Here is a 1,801-nt window from a genome sequence, read left to right on the forward strand (position 1 = left end):
GGCCGTACGGCCAGGGGGAGCCCGGGCAGGCAGAGAGGGATCTTCATGTCCGCAACTCCCGGGCACCTACGCAGGACGGCAGTGATCGGTGGGGCCGCGCTCATCGCCCCGCTGGGACTGCTCGCCGCGACCGGCCAGGCCGACGCGGCGGACGGCGGAGTGTGGGATCGCATCGCACGGTGCGAGAGCGGCGGAAACTGGCGGATCAACACGGGCAACGGCTACTACGGAGGGCTCCAGTTCTCCGCGGGGACGTGGCGCGCGTACGGCGGAGGTGCCTACGCGGCCACCGCCGACCAGGCATCGAAGGCACAGCAGATCGCTGTCGCCGCCAAGGTCCAGCGGGCGCAGGGGTGGGGCGCGTGGCCCACCTGCGCCGCCCGCGCGGGTGCGTACGGCCAAGCGCCGTCCGCGGCGGCGCCCGTACCCAAGGCCGCGAAACCGGCGCCGAAGTCGGTCAAGGCGCCCACGGCCGCTCCGCGGCGGAGTTCCGGCCACGCCGACCGGGGGGCCGTACGGGCCTCCGGCGGCTACATCGTCCGAAGCGGTGACACCCTGAGCTCCATCGCGGCCCGGCACGGAAGCAGTTGGCAGCGGGTGTACGCCGTCAACCGGGCCGTCGTCGGCGGCGACCCGGACGCCATCGTGCCGGGACAGCGGCTCCGGGTCTGAGTCGGCGTCAGGCGGCCGTTGGAGTGGGGTTGGCGGTTCCGGCGGCGCGGGACGCCGGGACCGTGGCGTTCATATGCCTAGCGTGAGCCGATGCATCCGACGCAGATGACGCATCTCCGGTCCTTCGCCGTGGTCGTGGGCGCGGTCATGGCCGTGGTGGCACCGCCACCCGCCGCCGCGTCCGCGGCCCCGCCGACACGGCCGGGCATCGTGTACTACGGGGAGAACGCCTGTTCCACCGAGAAGGGGGTCTGGCACTGCCTGGCCCAGTGCGAGAGCAACGGCCGGTGGAACGCGAACACGGGCAACGGCTTCTACGGAGGGCTTCAGTTCCACCAGCCCACCTGGGAGGCGTACGGCGGTCTCAAGTACGCCCCGCGTGCCGACCTCGCCACCAAGGCGGAGCAGATCAAGATCGCCGAGAAGGTGCGGCTCAGCCAGGGGTGGAAGGCGTGGCCCGCGTGTTCCCGCAAGGTGCGGATCGAGCGGTTCGACCGCCCGGAGCAGACGGCGAAGCCGAACCGCCCAGAGCAGACCGCGAAGCCGAACCGTCCCGAGCAGACCGCGAAGCCGGACCGGCCCGACCGGCCCGAGCGGCCGAGCCGGAGCAACCGGCGCACGCATCTCGTCCAGCGCGGGGAGTCCCTGAGCTCCATCGCCCGGAAGTATGACGTCGAAGGCGGCTGGAAGGCGCTCTACGCGGTCAACCGCGAGGTGGTCGGGGACCGGCCCGAGCTGCTGTCCATCGGGGCGAGGCTGATCGTCCCGAAGAGCGTTTCCGCCCCGGCGCCCAACTCGTCGTCCCCGGCTAGGGCCGCTCCGCGGAGCTCAGTTCTCGTGCCTCTCCGCTGAACACGACGGTTCCTCTGCGCAGTTCGTGCACCACCACCGCCGTCCGCCCCGCGCCCTCGCGCAGGCCGGGCGGCATGCGCTGTTCGGCCACGACCACGCAGGCGGACAGGGCGCCGAGCAGGGCGTAGGTGCGGGCCGCGACGGGCGGGGACATGCCTTGCGTCGGTTCGTCGAGCAGGAGTACGGGGGACGGGCCCGGCCCGGGCGGCGCCAGGGCCCGGGAGAGGGCCAGCATGCGCTGCTCGCCGCCCGAGAGCGTGCCCGCGGGGCGGGGGAG

2 protein-coding genes and 1 pseudogene are annotated in these 1,801 nt (G+C 73.3%); 2 read left to right on the top strand and 1 reads right to left on the bottom strand.

The window, feature by feature from the left end; translation table 11 throughout:
- Positions 1 to 45 precede the first annotated feature (45 nt).
- The gene (locus AB8Z36_RS38690; RefSeq protein WP_369218046.1) at positions 46 to 672 is read left to right on the top strand and encodes a transglycosylase family protein; all 627 of its coding nucleotides are present in this window, start codon (positions 46 to 48) and stop codon (positions 670 to 672) included.
- Between the two features lie 90 nt (positions 673 to 762).
- Positions 763 to 1,524: a transglycosylase family protein gene (locus tag AB8Z36_RS38695; protein ID WP_369218047.1), complete on the top strand. Its 762-nt coding sequence runs from the start codon at positions 763 to 765 to the stop codon at positions 1,522 to 1,524.
- Here AB8Z36_RS38695 and AB8Z36_RS38700 read toward each other — a convergent pair.
- Positions 1,481 to 1,801: pseudogene (locus AB8Z36_RS38700) on the bottom strand (ABC transporter); the annotation flags it as partial. The gene AB8Z36_RS38695 and the pseudogene AB8Z36_RS38700 overlap by 44 nt on opposite strands.

Origin of the sequence: Streptomyces flavofungini (genome assembly GCF_041028215.1) — a bacterium.
Classification (GTDB): domain Bacteria; phylum Actinomycetota; class Actinomycetes; order Streptomycetales; family Streptomycetaceae; genus Streptomyces; species Streptomyces flavofungini_B.

Coding starts and splice junctions, on each gene's coding strand:
- AB8Z36_RS38690 (WP_369218046.1), top strand. CDS start 46: ATGTCCGCAACTCCCGGGCACCTACGCAGGACGGCAGTGATCGGTGGG.
- AB8Z36_RS38695 (WP_369218047.1), top strand. CDS start 763: ATGCATCCGACGCAGATGACGCATCTCCGGTCCTTCGCCGTGGTCGTG.